17 protein-coding genes are annotated in these 21634 nt (G+C 65.6%); 2 read left to right on the top strand and 15 right to left on the bottom strand.

The window, feature by feature from the left end; translation table 11 throughout:
- Window positions 1–49: 49 nt before the first annotated feature.
- The 3 genes from L3V85_RS08835 to L3V85_RS08825 all read right to left on the bottom strand — a co-directional run bounded on the left by L3V85_RS08835 (window position 50) and on the right by L3V85_RS08825 (window position 7201).
- Window positions 50–1528 (bottom strand): glutamate synthase subunit beta, encoded by a 1479-nt coding sequence (locus L3V85_RS08835; protein ID WP_237678941.1) that lies wholly within the window; start codon window positions 1526–1528, stop codon window positions 50–52.
- Between the two features lie 34 nt (window positions 1529–1562).
- On the bottom strand, window positions 1563–6320 hold the full coding sequence (locus L3V85_RS08830; protein ID WP_237678940.1) for a glutamate synthase-related protein: 4758 nt from the start codon (window positions 6318–6320) through the stop codon (window positions 1563–1565).
- A 185-nt stretch (window positions 6321–6505) separates the two neighbouring features.
- Window positions 6506–7201, bottom strand: a complete 696-nt coding sequence (locus L3V85_RS08825; protein ID WP_237678939.1) for a transposase — start codon at window positions 7199–7201, stop codon at window positions 6506–6508.
- A 68-nt stretch (window positions 7202–7269) separates the two neighbouring features.
- Here L3V85_RS08825 and L3V85_RS08820 point away from each other — a divergent pair, with 68 nt between their 5' ends.
- Window positions 7270–7977: a DUF1266 domain-containing protein gene (locus L3V85_RS08820; RefSeq protein ID WP_237678938.1), complete on the top strand. Its 708-nt coding sequence runs from the start codon at window positions 7270–7272 to the stop codon at window positions 7975–7977.
- A gap of 16 nt (window positions 7978–7993) precedes the next feature.
- On the opposite strand, the gene L3V85_RS08815 is transcribed toward L3V85_RS08820, so the two are convergent.
- Genes L3V85_RS08815 through L3V85_RS08765 form a run of 11 tightly spaced genes read right to left on the bottom strand, consistent with a single transcriptional unit; the run spans window position 7994 to window position 18639 of the window.
- Window positions 7994–8878, bottom strand: a complete 885-nt coding sequence (locus L3V85_RS08815) for a class I SAM-dependent methyltransferase (protein WP_237678937.1) — start codon at window positions 8876–8878, stop codon at window positions 7994–7996.
- On the bottom strand, window positions 8875–9450 hold the full coding sequence (locus tag L3V85_RS08810) for a DUF1415 domain-containing protein (protein WP_237678936.1): 576 nt from the start codon (window positions 9448–9450) through the stop codon (window positions 8875–8877). Before L3V85_RS08810 ends, L3V85_RS08815 begins: the two co-directional genes overlap by 4 nt.
- Window positions 9447–10673 carry a CynX/NimT family MFS transporter gene (locus L3V85_RS08805; protein ID WP_414080199.1) on the bottom strand — a complete coding sequence of 409 codons (1227 nt, stop codon included), beginning with the start codon at window positions 10671–10673 and terminating at the stop codon, window positions 9447–9449. Before L3V85_RS08805 ends, L3V85_RS08810 begins: the two co-directional genes overlap by 4 nt.
- 26 nt (window positions 10674–10699) lie before the next feature.
- Window positions 10700–11830 carry a deoxyguanosinetriphosphate triphosphohydrolase gene (locus L3V85_RS08800; RefSeq protein WP_237678934.1) on the bottom strand — a complete coding sequence of 377 codons (1131 nt, stop codon included), beginning with the start codon at window positions 11828–11830 and terminating at the stop codon, window positions 10700–10702.
- On the bottom strand, window positions 11827–12936 hold the full coding sequence (gene aroB / locus L3V85_RS08795) for a 3-dehydroquinate synthase (RefSeq protein ID WP_237678933.1): 1110 nt from the start codon (window positions 12934–12936) through the stop codon (window positions 11827–11829). Before aroB ends, L3V85_RS08800 begins: the two co-directional genes overlap by 4 nt.
- A 34-nt stretch (window positions 12937–12970) precedes the next feature.
- Window positions 12971–13519, bottom strand: coding sequence for a shikimate kinase (locus L3V85_RS08790; RefSeq protein WP_237678932.1), 549 nt, complete (start codon window positions 13517–13519; stop codon window positions 12971–12973).
- A 23-nt stretch (window positions 13520–13542) separates the two neighbouring features.
- Entirely contained in the window at window positions 13543–15723 is a 2181-nt protein-coding gene (pilQ, locus tag L3V85_RS08785) for a type IV pilus secretin PilQ (RefSeq protein WP_237678931.1), read from the bottom strand.
- A complete protein-coding gene (locus tag L3V85_RS08780; protein ID WP_237678930.1) occupies window positions 15720–16259 on the bottom strand; it encodes a pilus assembly protein PilP in 540 nt (179 codons plus the stop codon). The genes pilQ and L3V85_RS08780 overlap by 4 nt, the downstream gene beginning before the upstream one ends.
- On the bottom strand, window positions 16256–16933 hold the full coding sequence (locus L3V85_RS08775; RefSeq protein ID WP_237678929.1) for a type 4a pilus biogenesis protein PilO: 678 nt from the start codon (window positions 16931–16933) through the stop codon (window positions 16256–16258). Before L3V85_RS08775 ends, L3V85_RS08780 begins: the two co-directional genes overlap by 4 nt.
- 6 nt (window positions 16934–16939) lie before the next feature.
- Window positions 16940–17563, bottom strand: a complete 624-nt coding sequence (locus L3V85_RS08770) for a PilN domain-containing protein (protein WP_237678928.1) — start codon at window positions 17561–17563, stop codon at window positions 16940–16942.
- A complete protein-coding gene (locus tag L3V85_RS08765; RefSeq protein WP_237680530.1) occupies window positions 17560–18639 on the bottom strand; it encodes a pilus assembly protein PilM in 1080 nt (359 codons plus the stop codon). Before L3V85_RS08765 ends, L3V85_RS08770 begins: the two co-directional genes overlap by 4 nt.
- Before the next feature lie 239 nt (window positions 18640–18878).
- On the opposite strand from L3V85_RS08765, the gene L3V85_RS08760 reads away from it, so the two are divergent.
- Window positions 18879–21290, top strand: coding sequence for a penicillin-binding protein 1A (locus L3V85_RS08760; RefSeq protein WP_237678927.1), 2412 nt, complete (start codon window positions 18879–18881; stop codon window positions 21288–21290).
- A gap of 9 nt (window positions 21291–21299) precedes the next feature.
- On the opposite strand, the gene cyaY is transcribed toward L3V85_RS08760, so the two are convergent.
- Window positions 21300–21632, bottom strand: coding sequence for an iron donor protein CyaY (cyaY, locus tag L3V85_RS08755; protein ID WP_237678926.1), 333 nt, complete (start codon window positions 21630–21632; stop codon window positions 21300–21302).
- Window positions 21633–21634 lie beyond the last annotated feature (2 nt).

Below are 21634 nucleotides of genomic sequence, written 5' to 3'. Positions count from 1 at the left end.
AGCGGATGATAACGGGGCCGCGACAGCGACCGCGAAACTGAAACAAAAATCAGCGCGGCAAGTCGCTGAATCCCATCAGAAACTCATCCACCGAACGCGCCGCTTGACGGCCTTCGCGAATTGCCCACACCACGAGCGACTGTCCGCGGCGGATGTCGCCGGCGGCAAAAACCTTCGGCACGTTGGTGGCATAGCCGCCGATGAAGTCGACCGTCGCCCGGGCATTGCCGCGCGCGTCCTTTTCCACGCCGAAGGCGTCGAGCACGGTGGCCACGGGGCTGATGAAACCCATGGCCAGCAGCACGAGGTCGGCCTTGAGCACCTGCTCGCTGCCGGCCACTTCCTGCATCTTGCCGTCCTTCCATTCCACGCGAACGGTCTTCAGGCCGGTGACCTTGCCCTTTTCGCCGATGAACTCCTTGGTGGAGATCGCGAACTCGCGCTCGCAGCCCTCTTCATGGCTGGAGCTGGTGCGCAGCTTGATCGGCCAGTAGGGCCAGGTCAGCGGGCGGTTTTCTTCCTCGGGCGGCTGGGGCATCAGTTCGAACTGCGTGACGCTGACGGCGCCGTGGCGGTTGCTGGTGCCCACGCAGTCGGAGCCGGTGTCGCCGCCGCCGATGACGATGACGTGCTTGCCGTCGGCGCGCAATTGGCCCTTGACCTTGTCGCCCGCGTTGACGCGGTTCTGCTGCGGCAGGAACTCCATCGCGAAATGGATGCCGTCGAGATCGCGGCCGGGCACCGGCAGGTCGCGCGATTGCTCGGCGCCGCCGGTGAGCAGCACGGCGTCGAACTCTTTCTGCAGTTGCTCGGGCGTGACGGTTTCCTTGGCCAGGTTCGTGACCTTGGAGCCCTTGCCCAGCGGGTCTTTCGCGGCGCCGACGATCACGCCGGTGCGGAACACCACGCCTTCGGCCTTCATCTGCTCGACGCGGCGGTCGATGTGCGACTTCTCCATCTTGAAGTCGGGAATGCCGTAGCGCAGCAGGCCGCCGATGCGGTCGTTCTTCTCGAACAGCGTCACGTCGTGGCCGGCGCGCGCCAGTTGCTGCGCGGCCGCCATGCCGGCCGGGCCCGCGCCCACCACCGCCACCTTCTTGCCGGTCTTGTGCTTGGCGACGCGCGGCGCCACCCAGCCTTCGTCCCAGGCACGGTCGATGATCGCGTGCTCCAGCGACTTGATGCCGACCGCGTCGTCGTTCACGTTGAGCACGCAGGCTGCCTCGCAGGGCGCGGGGCAGATGCGGCCGGTGAACTCCGGGAAGTTGTTGGTCGAGTCGAGCACCGCGAAGGCGTTCTGCCAGTCGTTGCGGTACACCAGGTCGTTGAAGTCCGGAATGATGTTGTTGACCGGACAGCCGCTGTTGCAGAACGGCGTGCCGCAGTCCATGCAGCGCGCGCCCTGTACCTTGGCCTGGTCGGCATCCAGGCCGACGACGAATTCCTTGTAGTGCTTGAGGCGCTCGCCAACGGGCTTGTAGCCCTCTTCGACGCGCTCATGCTCCATGAAGCCGGTGATCTTTCCCATCGTGCTTTCCTTTGTTCTCTGTACTCGTGGGCGCTCAGACCGAAGCCGGGGCCGTTTGCGGTGCGGGTGCCGTCAGCGCGTGCGGCTCGAGGCCGATGTGCGCGTTGTTGCCGCTGCTGGTGAGTTCGACCTTGCGGTCGTGCAGCTCGCCGAGGGCGCGCTTGTACTCGTTCGGGAACACCTTCACGAACTTCGTGCGCGACACCGCCCAGGTGTCGAGCAGCTCGCGCGCGCGCTTGCTGCCGGTCCAGCGGTGGTGGTCTTCAAGCAGCTTCTTGAGCTGGGCTTCGTCGGTCTCGCCGCCGTGCCAGATCTTGCGGTGCACGCTTGCGGTCTGCTCGGCCGAGGTCAGCACCTTGTCGAGCGACACCATCGCGAGGTTGCAGCGCGAGGCGAACTGGCCGTCTTCGTCGTAGACGAAGGCCACGCCGCCGCTCATGCCGGCCGCGAAGTTGCGGCCCGTCTTGCCGAGCACGGCCACCGTGCCGCCGGTCATGTATTCGCAGCCGTGATCGCCGGTGCCTTCGATGACCGCCGTGGCGCCCGACAGGCGCACCGCGAAACGCTCGCCGGCCACGCCGCACAGGTAAGCCTCCCCGGTGGTCGCGCCGTACAGCGCGGTGTTGCCGACGATGGTGTTGCGCACGGCTTCGCCCCGGAAGTCGAGGCTGGGGCGAACCACCACGCGGCCGCCCGAGAGGCCCTTGCCGGTGTAGTCGTTGGCGTCGCCGATCAGGTACAGCGTGATGCCGCGCGCCAGGAAGGCGCCGAACGACTGGCCGCCCGTGCCTTCGAGCTGGATGCGGATCGAGTCGTCGGGCAGGCCTTGCGGATGCACCTTGGTCAGCGCTCCTGAGAGCATGGCGCCCACCGAGCGGTTGACGTTGCGCGCCACCTCGATGAACTGCACCTTCTCGCCCTTGTCGATGGCGGGACGCGACTTCTCGATGAGCTTGACGTCCAGCGCCTTGTCGAGGCCGTGGTCCTGGTTTTCGACATGGAAGCGGGCCACGTCGGCCGGCACGTTCGGCAGCGCGAACAGGCGGCTGAAGTCGAGGCCCGAAGCCTTCCAGTGCTCGATGCCCTTGCGCATGTCGAGCAGGTCGGCGCGGCCGATCAGGTCGTCGAACTTGCGGATGCCCAGCTGGGCCATGATCTGGCGCACTTCTTCGGCAACGAAGAAGAAGTAGTTGACGACGTGCTCGGGCTTGCCGGAGAACTTCTTGCGCAGGATCGGGTCTTGCGTGGCCACGCCCACCGGGCAGGTGTTCAGGTGGCACTTGCGCATCATGATGCAGCCTTCGACCACCAGCGGCGCCGTAGCAAAACCGAACTCGTCGGCGCCCAGCAGCGCGCCGATGGCGACGTCGCGACCAGTCTTCATCTGGCCGTCGGCCTGCACGCGGATGCGGCTGCGCAGGCGGTTGAGCACCAGCGTCTGCTGCGTTTCGGCCAGGCCGATTTCCCACGGGCTGCCGGCGTGCTTGATCGACGACCAGGGCGATGCGCCCGTGCCGCCGTCATGGCCGGCGATCACGACGTGGTCGCTCTTGCACTTGGCAACGCCCGCGGCGATGGTGCCGACGCCGATTTCGCTCACCAGCTTCACGCTGATGCTGGCGTGCGGCGCGGTGTTCTTCAGGTCGTGGATCAGCTGCGCCAGGTCCTCGATCGAGTAGATGTCGTGGTGCGGCGGCGGCGAGATGAGGCCCACGCCCGGCACCGCGTAACGCTGCTTGCCGATGTACTCGGTGACCTTGCCGCCCGGCAGCTGGCCGCCCTCGCCCGGCTTCGCGCCCTGGGCCATCTTGATCTGGATCTGGTCGGCCGAGTGCAGGTACTCGGCCGTGACGCCGAAGCGGCCCGAGGCGACCTGCTTGATGCGCGAGCGCAGCGAGTCACCGTCACGCAGAGGCATGTCGACCTCGACGTTGGCGGCGCCGATCACGCTCTTGAGCGTGTCGCCCTGCTTGATCGGGATGCCCTTGAGTTCGTTGCGGTAGCGCGCGGGGTCTTCGCCGCCTTCGCCGGTGTTGCTCTTGCCGCCGATGCGGTTCATGGCCACGGCCAGCACCGAGTGCGCCTCGGTGCTGATGGAGCCCAGCGACATCGCGCCGGTGGCGAAGCGCTTGACGATCTCGGACGCCGCCTCGACCTCGTCGACCGGAATGGCCTTGGCCGGGTCGATCTTGAATTCGAACAGGCCGCGCAGCGTCAGGTGACGGCGGTTCTGGTCGTTGATGAGCTGGGCGTATTCCTTGTACGTGTTCCAGTTGTTGGCGCGCGTGCTGTGCTGCAGCTTGGCGATCGCGTCGGGCGTCCACATGTGCTCTTCGCCGCGCGTGCGCCAGGCGTATTCGCCGCCGGCGTCGAGCATGTTGGCGAGCACCGGGTCGTCGCCGAAGGCGGCCTTGTGCATGCGGATGGCTTCCTCGGCGATCTCGAAGACGCCGATGCCTTCCACGCGGCTGGCGGTGCCGGTGAAGTACTTGTTCACCGTCTCGCTGTTCAGGCCGATGGCTTCGAACAGCTGGGCGCCGCAGTAGCTCATGTAGGTGCTGACACCCATCTTCGACATGATCTTCGACAGACCCTTGCCGATGGCCTTGACGTAGTTGTAGACCGCCTTGTCGGCGCTCAGGTCGCCCGGCAGGTCGGCATGCATGGCCGTCAGCGTTTCCATGGCCAGGTAGGGGTGCACGGCTTCCGCGCCGTAGCCGGCCAGCACGCCGAAGTGATGCACTTCGCGCGCCGAACCGGTCTCGACCACCAGGCCGGCCGTGGTGCGCAGGCCTTCGCGGACCAGGTACTGGTGCACGGCCGACAGCGCCAGTACGGCGGGAATGGCCACCTGCGTCGGGCTCACGCCGCGGTCGCTGATGATCAGGATGTTGTGGCCGCCCTTGATGGCGTCCACCGCTTCGGCGCACAGCGAGGCCAGCTTGGCTTCGACGCCTTCGTCACCCCACGCGAGCGGATAGGTGATGTCGAGCACGTAGCTCTTGAACTTGCCCTGCGTGTACTTGCCGATGTCGCGCAGCTTCGCCATGTCGGCGAAGTCGAGGATCGGCTGGCTCACTTCGAGCCGCATCGGCGGGTTGACCTGGTTGATGTCCAGCAGGTTGGGCTTGGGGCCGATGAAGGACACCAGCGACATCACGATGGCTTCGCGGATCGGGTCGATCGGCGGGTTCGTCACCTGCGCGAACAGCTGCTTGAAGTAGTTGTACAGCGGCTTGTTCTTGCTCGAGAGCACGGCCAGCGGGCTGTCGTTGCCCATGGAGCCGATGCCTTCTTCGCCGGCCTGCGCCATCGGGCTCATCAGGAACTTGATGTCTTCCTGGGTGTAGCCGAAGGCCTGCTGGCGGTCGAGCAGCGCGACCTGCGAAAGCGGCGCGGAGACCGGCTCGGCCTTGACGCTGTCGAGCTTGATGCGCAGGTTCTCGATCCACTGCTTGTAGGGCTTGCTGTTGGCGAGGTTGGACTTGACTTCCTCGTCGTCGATCATGCGGCCCTGTTCGAGGTCGATCAGGAACATCTTGCCGGGCTGCAGGCGCCACTTGCGCACGATCTTCTGCTCGGGCACGGGCAGCACGCCCGACTCGGAGGCCATGATGACCAGGTCGTCGTCGGTCACGCAGTAGCGCGAGGGACGCAGGCCGTTGCGGTCGAGCGTGGCGCCGATCTGGCGGCCGTCGGTGAACACGATGGAGGCCGGGCCGTCCCACGGCTCGAGCATGGCGGCGTGGTATTCATAGAACGCGCGGCGGCGCGTGTCCATGGTGGCGTGCTGCTCCCAGGGCTCGGGAATCATCATCATCACGGCCTGGCTGATGGGGTAGCCGGCCATCGTCAGCAGCTCGAGGCAGTTGTCGAAGGTGGCGGTGTCGGACTGGCCGGCGAAGCTGATCGGGTAGAGCTTCTGCAGATCGGCGCCCAGCACGGGCGAGGACATCACGCCTTCGCGGGCCTTCATCCAGTTGTAGTTGCCCTTGACCGTGTTGATTTCGCCGTTGTGGGCGACATAACGGTACGGGTGGGCCAGCGGCCACTCGGGAAAGGTGTTGGTCGAGAAGCGCTGGTGCACCAGGCCCAGGGCCGAGACGCAGCGCTTGTCCTGCAGGTCGAGGTAGTAGGTACCGACCTGGTCGGCCAGCAGCAGGCCCTTGTAGACCACAGTGCGGCTCGACATGCTGGGAACGTAGTATTCCTTGCTGTGCTTGAGCTTCAGGCGCTGGATGTTGGCGCTGGCGGTCTTGCGGATCACGTAGAGCTTGCGTTCCAGCGCGTCCTGCACGATGACGTCGTTGCCGCGGCCGATGAACACCTGGCGCAGCAGCGGCTCTTTTTCGCGCACGGTGGGCGACATGGGCATGTCACGGTTCACCGGCACGTCGCGCCAGCCGAGGAGCACTTGGCCTTCGGCCTTGATGGCGCGCTCCATTTCCTGTTCGCAGGCTTCGCGGGAGGCGTGCTCCTTCGGCAGGAAGATCATGCCGACGCCGTACTCGCCCGGCGGGGGCAGCGTGACGCCCTGCTTCGCCATTTCTTCGCGGTACAGGTGGTCGGGCAACTGGATCAGGATGCCCGCGCCGTCGCCCATGAGCTTGTCGGCGCCCACGGCGCCGCGATGGTCGAGGTTTTCGAGGATCTTCAAGCCCTGCAGCACGATGGCATGGCTTTTCTCGCCCTTGATGTGTGCAACGAAGCCGACGCCGCAGGCATCGTGCTCGTCGGCACCGGAATACAGACCGTGTTCTTGGAGATGTTGAATCTCGGCAGCCGTCGTCATGGGCGCGCTCCTTCAGTTTTCGCAGGGAAAGGGAGCATATTGCGATGCACAAAGAATGCCAAACACTTTAATAGGGGTCAGATTCGAATTAAATGTTGAGTTTTCTTATCGGAATTTAATTGGGGACACATCAAAAAGAGGAGCAAAAAACCTTGCTCAGCCAATGGCTTGGCGTCGATCGAGGCTCAGGAAATGGTGTTGGAAGGCGGTCGGCCCGCCTTGGCCTTGATCACCCGGCGTTCCGTGGACTTCTGCAAGGTGCCCAGAAAGTCGTCGTCGCCGGCAGCCCAGCCGCGCAGGGTGGCCTGAGTCAGCGCGTCCTGGTCGGCTGCGCGCACGCCAGCGCGCACCAACTCGACGTAGGCGGCCTCGCGCGCAAACGGGGTGTTGCCGAGCTCCCAGTACAGCGGGTGCGGCGTCAGGAGCTTGTCGTGTCGCAGCCCGGCGTAGTGGCCGTGACTGGACCAGGGAAAGTCGCGCGCATCGGCCACCATGCCGGCGCGCACCGGATTGAGGTCGATGTAGACCATGCAAGTCAGCAGGTAGCGGTCAGTCTGGATCAGCGTCGACCTGTAGCGCCCTTCCCACAGGGTGCCGCTGCGCCCATGGCGATCGTTGAAGTAGCGCACGTAGCTGCGCCCCACCGACTGCATGAATTGCGGCAGGCCGGTGGCGCTGTCGGGCGTCGCCAGCAGGTGGAAGTGGTTGTCCATCAAGATGTAGGCATGCAGCGCGACGCGGAAGCGCACGGCGTTCTCGGCCATCAGCGCGAGCAGCTTCTCATGGTCCGCCCGGTCCACGAAGATTGGCTGGCGGTTGTTGCCACGCTGGATCACGTGGTGCGGCATGCCTGCCAGGGTGAGACGGGGAAGACGGGCCATGGATGGTGTTGACGCTCGGGACTTGTATCCTAAGCGGCCCGTTTACAAACAACCGGAGGGAGCCGCGAATGTTCAAGCTTTTCAAGGAATTGATCGATTCGGTGAAGGAAGGCATGGCGGAGGGAAGGGCCGAACTGGCGCAGGAAGCCGCCGAGCGCGAGGCGAAGCTGCAGGAAAGCAATGCGGCGCTCGATGCGCGTCTCGCCGCCTCGTCCCGCTTCGAGAACTTCGCCGTGGCGCTGGCGGCCGTGTACCGGGAGACCTTCGCACCTGACCTGCGGGAAGCCGAGGAAGCCCGGCGCAGCGCGGTGCATCTGCTGTGCATCGGCATTCCCGAAAAGGAGATCGAGCCCTGGAAGAAGCTGTTGGAGCGCGACTTCTCGGTCACGGACGGTGAAAGCGCCGAAGTCACAGTGGCAACCATCGCCGGCGACCTCCCCTCTCAAGCCAGCGACGGAGACCTGGCACTCTGGATCGGCCGCGCCAGCCATCTCGCCACTGGAGCGGCGGCGGTCGGCCATGTCGAAACCCCGACGGCACTGGAGTGGCTCGTACCCGTCGTGAAACTGGCCGTCGAGCGTTTCAGCGGTTGGGACGACTACGCCCGGAACTTTCTTGCGGGCGAACGCGAGGCGCCGGGCAGCAACTTCGTCGGGCGCAAGCTGCTGGCTTCGGTGACGGAAAAGCTGCTCGAGAACGAACGCAGCCCCTGGAAGACCGTGGCCTGGCCCACGCGGGACGAGCTGACCGACCTGCTGGCCTCGCGCCCCGCCTGAGAGAACAGCCGGAGCCTCAGCTCAGCTTGAAGCGCGTATCGCCCAGCGCGTCGAGCCCGAACTGCGACAGCAGCTCGCCCAGGCGCGTCGCCGCGCTCGCCTTTCGCTGGCCGGTGTAGCGCGCCAGAATCAGCTCGTTCTTCATGCTGTGCTCCCAGCCGACCAGTTCGGTGACTGTGACGCTGTAGCCGTTCGCTTCGAGATACAGGCAGCGCAACACGTTGGTGAGCTGGCTGCCGATCTCGCGCGTGTGCAGCGGATGGCGCCACAGCTCGGCCAGCGGCGTGCGCGAAAGCGCCAGCGCCTTGGTTTCGCGAAGGCAGGCCGCCACCTCGGCCTGGCAGCAGGGCACCAGCACCATGCAGCGTGCCTTCTTCGCCAGGCCGAAAGCGATGGCGTCGTCCGTCGCGGTGTCGCAGGCATGCAGCGCGGTGACGACGTCGATCTGCGCCGGCAGTTCGCTCGCCTTCGCCGACTCGGCCACGGTGAGATTCAGGAACGACATGCGGCCGAAACCCAGCCGCTGCGCCAGCGCGCGCGAACGCTCGACCAGCTCGCCGCGCGTCTCGATGCCGTACACATGCCCGCCCTGCCGCGCACGGAAGAACAGGTCATAGATGATGAATCCGAGGTAAGACTTGCCGGCGCCATGGTCGGCCAGCGTGGCACCGGCCCCCTCTTCCGGCAGCTCGCGCAGCAGTTGCTCGATGAACTGGAACAGGTGATAGACCTGCTTGAGCTTGCGCCGCGAATCCTGATTGAGCCGACCCTCGCGGGTGAGGATGTGCAGCTCCTTGAGCAGCTCGACGGACTGGCCGGGCTTCAGCACTTCCGCCAGTTCTGCGTCGGCCTTTGCAACCTTGTTCGTCTTTGGTGCCTTGGAAGCAAATTTGGTGTTCATGGCTTGGCACTCCCGGGGCCGACATCAAGGGCAGCCCAGCCCGCAGGGCCGAGGGCTTCGAGCGTGTCGATGTTGCGCTCGAAGATCGCTTCCGCTTCGGGAAAGGCATCGACCGCGCGGTCCACGCTCTCCTCGCGCAGCAGATGCAGCGTGGGGTAAGGCGCACGGTTGGTGGCGTTGCCGATGTCGTCCGGCTCCGTGCCGGCGAACTGGAATTGCGGATGAAAGCTCGCCAGCTGGAACACGCCGTCGAACCCGGCGCGGGCCAGCCGGCGTTCGGCACGCGCCGCGAAATCGTTGAAATCCAGAAAGTCGGCCAAGGTGTTGGGTGCAATCAAAAGGGTGGTGTCGCGCACGTCGGCATCGAGCGCCGCGAGGTCTCCGGCTTCGGCCAGCAGCGCGTCCATCAGGTCGGCTTCTTCGGCGGGCTCGTAAACGGCGTAGTGGATCTGCCCCTTCACATGCACCGCCTTCGCGAACGGGCACAGGTTGAGGCCGATCACCGCGCGTTCGAGCCAGCGCCGCATGTCGGCGCAGGCCTGGGCGGCCCCGATTGTCGCCGGGCCGCTCATGCCATCTCCGCCACAGGGCGAATCCGCCCCAGGCGCCGGGCGATCGCCATGCCGACCAGCGAGCAGGCCAGCGTGGCCGTCCAGGTCCAGTGCCAGCCGCCGACGCGATGCGCCACCCAGGCGACCGCGGGGGGCGCCAGGAACTGGCCCAGCGAAGAGGCCTGCTGCATCAGGCCGACGGTGGTGGAAACCGTGGTCGGCCCGGGCGCGAAACGCACGCCGAGCAGGAACAGCGTCGCCGGCACCATGCCGCCGCCCAGCGAGAAGGCGCAGACCGCGACATAGCGCAGCACCGGCGGCAGGCCCAGCGCATCGGCGCCCTGCCCGGCTTGGGCGAAGGCCGCGACACCGCCCAGCGCCATCGTGAGGAAGCCCCATTGCAGCAGCCGCTCGGGCGCCACGCCGCGTTGCAGCCGGCGACCGCCGGCAATGTTGCCGACGATGTTCATGGCTGCGGCCAGCGCGGTCAGCACGGCGCTCCAGCCGGCCGGCACGCCGGCGCCGGCGTAGATGGCGGGCAGAAAGCCGATCACCGCCATCCACTGGGCCGAGTAGACGGCAAAGGTCAGCGCGATCAGCCAGGGCGCGCGCGCGCCGACCGTGGCTCGCAGGCGCGACGACCAAGCCGTGGAAGCACCGCCCGCCGCTGCCGGCCGCAGCCGGTCGGCCGGCACCGCGAGCCAGAGCCACAGGGCCGCCACGGCTGAAACGACCGACAGCGCCCACCACCAGTCGGGCCATCCGCCCCAGGCGATCAGGGCCGGCCCCACCAGCAAGGCCAGCGCCACGCCGAGCGGCATGTAGGCACCCCACAACCCCAGCGCGGCCTTGTCGGCGCCCGGCGGGGTCAAGGCCCGGATCAGCCCTGGACCGGGCATGACGGTCAGCAGGAAGCCGATGCCTTCCACAGCCCGCAAGGCAAGTAGCCACCCGACCGCATGAGCGCCCTCCACGGCGCCGCTGCCGACCCATCCGCCCAGCAGGCTGGCGACGGTCAAGATAACGAGCCCCGTCAGCATGCTTCGCCGCAGGCCGATGCTGTCGGCGGCCAAACCGGCGATCAGCCCCAGCGTCATGCTGGCGACCTGCACCAGCGACAGCAAAAAGCCCGCCTCGACCAGCCCGATGCCCAGCGACGCCTGCAGCGCGGGCACGGCAGGCGGCAGCTTGCCCAGGTGCAATGCACCGCTGACGCCGCCCAGCAGAACGGCGAAAGCGGCCACGGGAACGCGGGGACGCACAGCCGGGTTCACGCGATACCCCGCCGCCCGGTGAGCCTTTCATGCTCGCGCACGGCGAAGCGATCGGTCATGCCGGCGATGTAGTCGGCGACGGCCCGGGGCCGGTCTCGGCGGTCGGCATACGAAGCGGGCATCTCGCCGCCGCGTTCGAGGTAGGCATCGAACAGCTCGCGCACCACCTGCTGCGCCTGGTCGGTGGTCTGCGTGACCTGCGGATGGCGGTACAGATTGCGGAAGAGAAAGCGCTTGAGTTCCTCGGACTGCGCCTGCATCGTCTCGCTGAAGGCGACCAGCGGCGGGGCGTGGCGCACGGCGTCCGCGTCGGTCGGGGCAACGGCTTCGATGGCCGCGCGCGTCGCGTCGATCACGTCGTAGACCTGCGCGCTGAGCATGCGCCGGATGGTCTCGTAGAGCACGCGGCGGCCCTGCAGTTCGGGATATTCGGCGAGCGCTTCCCGGCGGTAGCGCTCGAACAGCTCCACCTCGCCGAGCTGCTCAACGGTGATCAGCCCGGAGCGCACGCCATCGTCGATGTCGTGCGCGTTGTAGGCGATGGCGTCGGCCAGGTTGCACAACTGCGCCTCCAAGCCGGGCTGCGTGCGGTCCAGGAAACGCCGGGCCACGCCGTTAGGTTCGACCGCTTCCAGCCGCTCAGCATTGGCGCGCGAGCAGTGCTTCAGGATGCCTTCGCGCGTCTCGAAGCTGAGATTCAGGCCGTCGTACTGCGGATAGCGGTGCTCCAGTGCATCGACCACGCGCAGGCTCTGCAGGTTGTGTTCGAAGCCGCCGTGGCCGGCCATGCAGGAATTGAGCGCATCCTGGCCGGCATGGCCGAAAGGCGTGTGGCCCAGGTCGTGGGCCAAGGCAATCGCCTCGACCAGGTCTTCATTGATGCGCAGGGCCCGAGCAATGGAGCGCCCCAACTGCGCGACCTCCAGCGAATGCGTGAGCCGCGTGCGGAACAGGTCGCCCTCGTGATTCAGGAAAACCTGCGTCTTGTAGACCAGCCGCCGGAAGGCCGTGGAATGCACGATGCGGTCGCGGTCGCGCTGGAAGGCGTCGCGCGTGGGCGCGGGCGGCTCCGCATGGCGCCTGCCGCGCGATTGCGCGGGCTGGCAGGCATAGGCCGCGAGGCTCATCCCTCGCAGCACTGCGCGAGCACTTCGCGCACGAGCGCGTCAGGTGCGCTGCGGACCACGGCCGAGCCGGGCTTGTCGATCACCACGAAGCGGATCTCGCCGGCTTCCGATTTCTTGTCGACGCGCATCAGCTCCAGGTAGCGCTCCGCGCCGAGGGCCGGTCCGACGGTCGGCAGGCCGGCGCGTTCGATCAGCCGCGTGAGACGCTCGACGAACGCGGCGTCGACGCCGCCGAGCCGCTGCGACAGATGGGCCGCCATGACCATGCCGCAGCCGACCGCCTCGCCGTGCAGCCACTCGCCGTAGCCCAGGCCCGACTCGATGGCATGCCCGAAGGTGTGGCCGAAATTGAGGATGGCGCGCAGGCCGGTCTCGCGCTCGTCCTGGCCGACGACCAACGCCTTGATCTCGCAGCTGCGCTTGACGGCGTGAGCCAGCGCGGCCGGCTCGCGCGCGGTCAACGCCTCGATATTGGCCTCGATCCAGTCGAAGAAAGCCATGTCGTAAATCGGGCCGTACTTGATGACTTCCGCCAGCCCCGCGCTGAGTTCGCGCGGCGGCAGCGTCTGCAGCGTGCCCAGATCGCAGACCACGAGCTGCGGCTGGTAGAAGGCGCCGATCATGTTCTTGCCGAGCGGATGGTTGATGGCCGTCTTGCCGCCAACCGAGGAATCGACCTGCGCCAGCAAAGTGGTCGGCACCTGCACGAAAGGCACGCCGCGCATGTAGCTGGCGGCGGCGAAGCCCGTCATGTCGCCCACCACCCCGCCGCCGAGGGCGAACAGCACGGTCTTGCGGTCGCTGCCGTGGCCCAGCAGGTCGTCGAAGATCAGGTTCAGGGTCTGCAGGTTCTTGTGCACCTCGCCGTCGGGCAGCTCGAGCAGATGCACGGTGCGGAAACGGCCGGCCAGCGCGGCTAGCAGCGCCTTCGCGTAGAGCGGAGCCACCGTGGTGTTGCTGACGATCAGGGCGGAAGCCGCGGCCGGCGTGGCGGCAAAGCTCGCGGGATCGTCCAGCAGGCCGGCACCGATCAGGATCGGGTAGCTGCGGTCGCCGAGCTGGATGTCGACGCGTTCTGGCGGAGCGGAAAGTACGGACAAGGACATGGCAGCGAGTTTAGGCGCTGCGGCCGGTGCCGGCTCAGTCGCCGGGCTCTTCCGGGTGGGCGCCGGGCTCGACGATCCCGGCCAGTTCGAGCTGCATGACGATGATGTTCACCAGCATGGCGATGGACGGCCGGCCGGTGTCGACCACGTCATGGGCCGTCTCCCGATAGAACGGGTCGCGCGCGTCATGCAGCTCGCGCAGTCGGCCCAACGGATCGGCCACTTGCAGCAAGGGGCGCTTGACGTCGTGGCGCAGGCGCCGGAACAGGTCCTCCGGCGACGAGCGCAGGTAGATCACATGGAAGTGATCGCGCAGCTGATTGCGGTTGGCCTCCCGCAGCACCGCACCGCCGCCGGTGGCCAGCACGCCCTGAGCGTTGGCCGCCAGGTCGGCGATCACGGTTTGTTCGAGGTCTCGGAAGGCGGCTTCCCCTTCCCGGTCGAAATAGTCACGGATCGAGCAGCCAATGCGGTGCTCGATCACGTGATCGGTGTCGACGAATGGAAGGTCCAGCCGCATCCCCAGGCGCCGGCCCACTGCGGATTTTCCGGCGCCGGGCAAGCCGACGAGTGCGACCGCCACGCGGTGGCTGCTACGCCCGCGCGTCAGCGCGCGGCGTTGCGGTCGGTAATCATCTTCGGGGTGATAAAGACGAGCATTTCAGTCTTGTTGGCAACGCGTTCGCGCTTGCGGAACAGTGCCCCCAGGTAGGGCACTTCACCCAGCACCGGCACGCGCGATTCGTCATTGGTTTCGGTGAGTTCGAAGATACCACCGATGACGACCGTGCCGCCGTTCTCGACCAGCACCTCGGTCTGCACGTGCTTGGTGTTGATGGCCGGGCCCGCGGAAGTGTTGACGCCGCGGGCATCCTTGCTCACGTCCAGGGTCAGGATGATATTGCCCTCGGGCGTGATCTGCGGGGTCACTTCCAACTTCAGCACGGCCTTGCGGAACGAAATGGAGGTCGCACCGCTGGACGTCGCCTGCTGATACGGGATTTCTTCGCCCTGCTCGATCAACGCCTTCGTCTGGTCGGCCGTGATGACGCGGGGGCTGGATACCAGCTTGCCCTTGCCGTCGGCTTCGAGCGCGGAGATTTCGAGGTTCAGCATGCGCGAGAAGCTCGAATTGAAGAGCGAGAACGCGAAGGAGCCCGCCGAGTTACCCGTGCCGCCCGCATCGCCGGCCGGCAGATTGATGAAGTTGCTGCTGGTCGGCGAGCCGAAGGTGACGGTGGGGCTCGTGGTGGTCGAGGTCTGCGTCGTGGTGCTGCCGGTCGACGTCGATGTTGACGTCGTCCCCCCTCCAGTAACGGAGGGCCAGGTACCGAATGAGTTGTTTCGGTTGATCACGCCACCGCCCAGCTTGACACCCAGTGATTTGCCGAAGGTGTCTGAGGCTTCCACGATGCGGGCTTCGATCAGCACTTGCCGAACCGGAATGTCCAGTTTCTGGATCAAGTCCGCGATTTGTGCGAGCCGCGATGGGATATCCGATACGAACAGTTGGTTGGTGCGGGATTCCGCGATCACGCTGCCACGAGGGCTCAAGATGCGGGAAGTCGTGCCTCCGCCGCCGCCCCCTCCGCCACCGCCTGCCGAAGCACCCGTGCCGGTCAAACCTTGCGCAATCGCAATGGCTTTGGTGTAGTTGAGCTGGAAGGACTGGGTCCGCAGCGGCTCAAGGTTCTCGATCGTCGCCTTGGCCTCGAATTCGAGCTTTTCCTTGGCATTGATTTCATCCTTCGGCGCAATCCACAGCACGCTGCCGTTCTTTCGCATGCCGAGGTTCTTCGCCTGCATGATGATGTCCAGCGCCTGGTCCCAGGGCACATCCTTCAGGCGCAGCGTCAGCGCACCGGTCACCGAGTCCGAGGTCACGATGTTGAAATTCGTGAAATCGGCGATCACCTGCAGGAGCGAACGGATTTCGATGTTCTGGAAGTTCAGCGAGAGCTTTTCGCCGTTGTAGCCGGCGCCTTGGGTCAGCTTGGTCGGATCGACCTTGCGGGCCCGCATTTCGACCACGAACTGGTTTTCGCTTTGGTAAGCGCTGTGCTCCCAGTCACCCTTGGCCTCGATGGTCATGCGCACGCGATCACCCGATTGCTGCGACGTGATCATCTGCACCGGCGTGCCGAAGTCCGCCACGTCGAGGCGGCGGCGCAGGCCTTCCGGCAAGGTCGACTTGGTGAACTCCACGACGAGGTTCTTGCCCTGTTGCTTGACGTCGACGCCGACCTGGTTGTTCGGCAGATCGACGATCACCCGGCCCGTATTGTCGGAACCGAGGCGGAAGTCGACATCCCGAAGCGGCAGCGTGTCGCGGTTGCGGTTCTCGGCAAAGGTGGTGGCGGCGGACACTGCCAATGCCGCGCCGGCCACGGGCTCGAGCACGACCAGTAGCGACTTGCCTTGAATTTCAGCCTTGTAAGCCGTCGCCTGCTTCAGGTTCAGCACCACGCGGCTGCGATCGCCGGCCTGCACCACATTGACCGAGCGCAGGTTGCCCTGGTTCACTTCGATCGCGGAGCGTCCGATGGCATTCGTGACGCCGGGGAAATCAAGCGCGATGCGCGCAGGCGTCTGAACGGCAAAGCCCGCCGGCACCGCGGTGAGTGGCTGCGCGAGATCGATGCGGATCACTTCCGCCCCGGACTGCGTCGAACTGGTCACGGATTCGATCGCGTTCTGCGCATGAGCCACGGCCCAGGCGCTCAAGGTCAGCAGACCCAGCCCGGCAGCGCGCAGCCACTGTGCCATCGTTGATTTTTTCTGGTTCATTTCGCACTCTCTTGCAACTGCAGCGTGGCTACGCGTTCGATCCATTCACCGGCGGCGTCCTGCACGATTTCGCGCAAGCCGACTTCGGTTTCGTTGATACGGGTGATGCGCCCGTAGTTGAGTCCCAGGTATTCGCCGACGCGCACCTTGTAGAGCAGCTTGTCGACACGGACCAGCGCCACCGGCTGGCCGTTGCGGTTCATGCTGCCGACCATTGCCATCGAGTCGAGCGGGAAGGCTTCGAGCGCTTCCTTGCGGCGCGCCAGCTCGGGCGCGATCAGTTCCGAGGTGCTCGGCTGGTTCGATTCGCGGCGCAGCGCCTGCGTCAGCTTCAGCATGTTGAAGGGCTCGAACGAGGACGCCTCGGTGTACGTCTGCGGCGTGAACTTCTTGGGTTCCGTGATGCGCGGCACCGAAGGCTTCACCTGGGCGCGCTGCTCGGCCATCCAGCGCTGCAGGTCTTCCTGGTCGGAATCGCAGGCGCTCAGGCCCGCGGCGATCAGCACGACCACCAAGACTTTGACGGCGACTTTCATTTCTTCGCCTTTGGCGCGGCAGCGCGCTTCTGGGCGGCCCGCTCGTCGTCGTCGAGATAGCGGAAGGTGCGCGCCGTGGCGTCCATCGTCAGCGTGTCCTTGTCCTTCTGGGGGGTGATCGTCACGCCGTTCAGCGTGACGATGCGCGAGAGGCCAGCGACATCGGCGACAAAGGCGCCCATGTCGTGGTACTTGCCGGTGACACGGACCGCGATCGGCAATTCGGCGTAGTAGTCCTTGACCACCACCTGGCCGGGCCGGAACAGTTCGAACTGCAGGCTGCGGCCAAGTCCGGCCTGATTGATGTCTGACAGCAGCGCGTCCATTTCCGCCTTGCTGGGCAGCTGCTTCTCGAGCAGGGTCACGTACTGCTGCACCTGTTCGCGCTGCTTCTTCAGCAGGTCGAGGTTGGCCGCCTGCGCGACTTTCTTCTGGTAGTCGGCCTTGAGCGTGACTTCCTTGCCGCGCTCGGCCTCGAGTTCGTCATTCGAATTGGTCAGCCAGACGAACCACAGGGCAACCAGCACGAAGGCGGTCACCGCCAGACAGAGCGCATACCGCGGCACGGCCGGCCACACCGAGGGATCGTTCGGATTGAGTCCGCGAAATTGCTCGCTGAAGCGCTGCAGTGCAACGCCGACATCCACTTTGGGTAAGGATCGTTTGCTTGCCATGATCGGTTACCCCTTGGATTGCGCCGTGGCGGTCGCCAATGCCTTGTCGGCGGCCGCCTTCTGGGCGTCGGTGGGGCGCTTCAGGCCGATGCGAATCGTGAAATTGGCAACACGCCGTTGGTCGCGCTGGCTCAAGCTGACATTCGCGGAAGTGATTTCGACGAGTTCAGGCTTCACCAACCAAGGGCTGTTGTTACCCAGGTTACGCAGCAATTCGGACACCCGCTCGTTCGACTGCGCCATGCCTTGCAGCGTGACGATCTGGTTGTCTTGCTTCATGCTGGTGAGGTAGACCCCGTCGGGCAACTGCCGCACCAGTTCATTGAAGAGGTGCACCGGGAGATTCCGGTCGCCCTGCAGGTCTTCGACCGCCTGCTGGCGTGCGCGCAGGGCTGCGATTTCTTCCTGCAAGGTCGAGATCTCCTTGATCTCGACTTCCAGCTTCTTGATCTCGGCTTGGAGAAAGCTGTTTTTCGATTGCTGCGCCGAAATCTGGGCTTCGTACCAGAGGTACCCCAAGCCGGAGATCAGCACGCCCAGGAGAGCTGCCGCACCCAAGGTTCCATAGAACGCCTCGCGCCGCCGCTTTCGAGCGGCTTCGCGGTGCGGAAGCAGATTGATCAGAATCACTGCAGAAATCTCCGCATGGCGAGCCCGCACGAGGTCAGGTACGAAGGCGCTTCGCGCCGCACCTTCTTTTCACGGATGTTCGGGCCGAAGTCCATGCCGTCGAAGGGATTCACAAGGGAACAGGCGAACGAGGTCTGGCGCGTCACCGCGTTGGTCAACCCCGGCAGCGACGAAGAGCCGCCGGCCAACAGCACATAGTCCACGCGGTTGTGCGGCGTGCTCGTGAAGAAGAACTGCAGCGCGCGCGCGATTTCCTGCGCGATGCTTTCCACGAAAGGCTTGAGCACCCCGGAGCCGTAGTCATCGGGCAGGTCGCCGCTGCGCTTCTTGGCTTCGGCTTCTTCCGCGGAAAAGCCGTACTGCCGAACGATGAGCTGGGTCAACTGCGCGCCGCCGAATGCCTGGTCGCGGTCGTACAGCACTTCCTGGTTGCGCAGCACCTGCATGCTGGTGGTGAAAGCGCCCACTTCGAAAAGCGCGACGACGGCATCGACGCCCTTGCCGGGCAATTGCTCGATCAGCCGTGCCGTAGCGAGACGCGAGGCATAGGACTCGACGTCCAGAATCATCGCCTTCAGCCCGGCCGCCTCGGCCAAGCCTTCGCGATCCTGGACCTTCTCCTTGCGGGAGGCGGCGATCAGCACTTCCACGTCGCCGGCCGACGTCATGCTCGGGCCGGTCACGCAGAAGTCGAGGCTCACTTCATCCAGCGAAAACGGGATGTACTGGTTGGCTTCCGATTCGACCTGAATCTCGAGCTCCTGCTCGCTCATGCCGCCCGGAAGAATGATCTTCTTGGTGATTACGGCCGAAGGGGGCAAGGCGAGTGCGACGTTGCGCGTGCGCGTGCCGCTCTTGCGGATGACGCGGCGCACGGCCTCGGCGACTTCGTCGAATTTCTCGACGTTGCCGTCAGTGATCCAGCCACGCTCGAGGGGCTCGATGGCACAGCGTTCCAGAACCAGCTTGCCGCTGGCCTCACGGCCGAGCTCGACCAGCTTGACGCTGGACGAACTGACGTCCAACCCCAGCAGGGGAGCGTTCTGACGACGAAACAATGATCCAAGAGAAGCCAAGTGAGGTCCCTTTTCCCCTGTATTTGTAACCAATGGAAAAATTTGCGTTCGGTTGCATGCTAGCAGCAGGCGTAGCGGCAACCAAGCGACGCCAGGGGGCAAAGTTCCCGAGCGTTGTCAAAAGCTGACGGCAAAGCCGCATTCTGTAACTTTTGAATTAGCGCGTGGCGAGGGTAACAAAGATCGGATGGTTCGAAGGGAGCGGCTTTTTATAATGCAGGGTGACTCCTCGGCCCTCCATGCAAGAAAAAACTTCAAGCCCCAAAGGGCCAGCCAAGACCCCTCCCCCCAAACGCCCAGCCTGGCTGAGATGGCTGCTGCGCCTCTTTTTCTGGGGGTTCGGCATTGCCGCGGCCGGCGTGCTGTCGGTCCTATGCGTAGTGGCGGTGGCTCTGGCGGTCGCCTATCCCAACCTGCCGGACATCAGCGAACTGTCGGACTATCGCCCCAAGCTGCCGCTTCGGGTTTTCTCCGCCGAAGGCACGCTGATCGGGGAATTCGGCGAGGAACGCCGCAACCTGACGCCCATCTCGGCCATTCCCAAGGTCGTGAAAGACGCCGTGCTGGCCGCCGAAGACTCGCGCTTCTACGACCACGGCGGCGTCGACTACAAGGGCATGGTCCGCGCCGGCCTGGCCAACCTGAACCGGGTGAAGAGCCAGGGCGCCTCGACCATCACCATGCAGGTGGCGCGCAACGTCTACCTGAGCTCCGAGAAAACGCTGACCCGCAAGGTCTACGAAGTGCTCCTGACCTTCAAGCTGGAGCACCTGCTGACCAAGGACCAGATCTTCGAGATCTATCTGAACCAGATCTACCTCGGCAACCGCGCCTACGGTTTCGCAGCCGCGTCGGAAGCGTATTTCGGCAAGCCGCTGCAGGAACTCACGATCGCCCAGGCCGCCATGCTGGCCGGCCTGCCGAAGGCCCCGGGCGCGAACAATCCGGTCAACAACCCGCAGCGCGCGCGCGGCCGGCAGTTCTACGTGATCGACCGCATGCAGGAAGCCGGCTTCATCACCGCCGAACAGGCTGCCGAAGCCAAGAAGGAAGAACTGCATCTGCGCGATGCCGCCGATCCGAACCGCCTGCATGCCGAGTACGTAGCCGAAACGGTGCGCCAGCTGATGTATGCGCAATACGGCGACAGCACCTACACGCGCGGCCTCAAGGTCTACACCTCGCTGGTCGCGGCCGACCAGGCCGCGGCCTACAAGGCGCTGCGCAAGGGCATCATGGATTACGAGCGCCGCCAGATCTACCGCGGCCCCGAGAAGTTCGTCGACCTGCCCAACGACGCCAAGGACATCGACGAAGCGGTGGATGACGCGCTCAGCGACCACCCCGACAACGGCGACGTGATGGCCGCCGTGGTGCTCAAGGCCACGCCCAAGCAGATCGACGCGGTGCGCGCCAACGGCGATCCGGTGCAGATCACCGGCGAGGGCCTCAAGCCCGCGCAGTCCGGCCTTTCGGACAAGGCGCCGCCCAACATCAAGATCCGCCGCGGCGCGGTGATCCGCGTGGTGAAGACGCCCAAGAACACCTGGGAAATCACCCAGCTGCCCGAAGTGGAAGGCGCCTTCATTGCCATGGACCCGCGCGACGGCGCCATCAAGGCGCTGGTCGGCGGCTTCGATTTCGGCAAGAACAAGTTCAACCACGTGACGCAGGCCTGGCGCCAGCCGGGTTCGAGCTTCAAGCCGTTCATCTATTCAGCGGCGCTCGAGAAGGGCTTCACCCCCGCCACCGTCATCAACGACGGCCCGCTCTTCTTCGACGCGGGCACCACTGGCGGCCAGCCCTGGGAGCCGAAGAACTACGGCGGCGGCTACGACGGCCCGATGTCGATGCGCACCGCGCTCATGAAGTCGAAGAACCTGGTGTCGATCCGCATCCTGCAGTCCATCGGCACGCGCTATGCCCAGGAGTGGATCACCAACTTCGGCTTCGACAAGGACAAGCACCCCGCCTACCTGCCCATGGCCCTCGGCGCGGGCTCGGTCACGCCGATGCAGATGGCGGTGGGCTATTCGGTGTTCGCCAACGGCGGCTACCGCGTCAATCCTTACCTCGTGACCCGCATCACCGACCACAAGGACAAGGTGCTGGTCGACAAGCAGCCGCCGCTGCTCAACGAGTCGCTGCGCGCCATTCCCCAGCGCAACGCCTTCATCATGGACACGCTGCTGCAGTCGGTGGCGCGCGCCGGCACCGCCGCCAAGGCACAGGCGATGCTCAAGCGTCCCGACCTCTACGGCAAGACCGGCACCACCAACGATTCGCTCGACGCCTGGTTCGCGGGCTTCCAGCCCACCATGACCGCCATCTCGTGGATCGGCTACGACACGCCGCGCAACCTGGGCGACCGCGAGACCGGCGGCGGCCTGAGCCTGCCGATCTGGATCAACTACATGGAAACCGCCATCAAGGGCGTGCCGGTGACCGATATCGCGACGGCACCGCCAGCGGGCATCGTGAACGTGGGCGGCGAGTGGTACTACGACGACTACGCGCCGGGCCGCGGCGTGGCGACCCTGGGCGTGGAGGCCGCGCCCGTGGCGCCGGTGGAAGCGCTGACCGGCGCACCGGTCAGCCCGCCGGCCCCGCCCGAGGAGCGCAGCCGCATCCTCGATCTCTTCAGGAACTGACGCAGTGGATCAGGCGGCCGCGAATTCCAGCGGCTGCCCGGCCTGCAGGGTGGCTTCGCGCGAAAGGTTGCCGAAGAACTCTTCGCCGGTCTTGGTATCCACCCAGGCCTTGCCGTCGTGTCGGTAGTGATAGCCGCCCGAACGCGCGGCCAACCAGATTTCGTGCAGGGGCTTCTGCAGATTCACGATCAACTGGCTGCCGTTCTGGAATGAAATCGTGATCATCCCGCCAACCCTCTGGTTGTCGATGTCGGCATCGGTCGCGTCGTTGATGCGGTCGCAGCCCTCCTCGATGGCGGCGAGCGCGGCTTCGGCGCGGTCCATGTACTCAATGTCGGTCATTA

Source organism: Variovorax paradoxus (assembly GCF_022009635.1).
Lineage (GTDB): Bacteria > Pseudomonadota > Gammaproteobacteria > Burkholderiales > Burkholderiaceae_C > Variovorax.
This window is presented reverse-complemented; position numbering and strand designations above follow the sequence as displayed.